Origin of the sequence: Pseudaquabacterium pictum, from assembly GCF_005403045.1 — a bacterium.
Classification (GTDB): Bacteria; Pseudomonadota; Gammaproteobacteria; order Burkholderiales; family Burkholderiaceae_C; genus Pseudaquabacterium; species Pseudaquabacterium pictum.
In genome coordinates this window covers 1-335 of sequence record NZ_BJCL01000056.1, presented here as the reverse complement: position 1 = coordinate 335, position 335 = coordinate 1, and the positions used below count along the sequence as shown (strand labels likewise).

Genomic DNA, 335 nt, shown 5'->3' with positions numbered 1-335 from the left:
CCGGTCGTGCCGATGGTGTCCTTGCCGTCCAGGTAGCCAGCGGGTTGCGTCTCGGCCACGTTGTAGGTGCCCGGGCGCAGGTTGGTGAACTGGTAGAAACCGTTCGCGTCGGTCGTGGCAGTGGCCGTGACCGGGTTGCCCAGGTCGTCGGTGCCCGTCAGCTTGACCTCGACCCCGGCAATCGGCGCCTCGCTGTTGCGCACGCCGTCGTTGCCCGCGTCTTCGTACACGTAGCCGCTGAGCTTGGCCGGCGGCAGTTCACCGAAGTTGTTCTCAACGCTGTTCGCACCGGCGACCAGCGTGATGCCGCTCAGCAGGTCGTTGCCAGCGGTGCC

Annotated in this window: 1 protein-coding gene; it reads right to left on the bottom strand. The window is 67.2% G+C overall.

Translation table 11 applies throughout. The features are described 5' to 3' along the window. The coding region (locus FFT10_RS27570) for an SdrD B-like domain-containing protein (RefSeq protein WP_174246160.1) at positions 1–335 on the bottom strand (335 nt) is incomplete at both ends.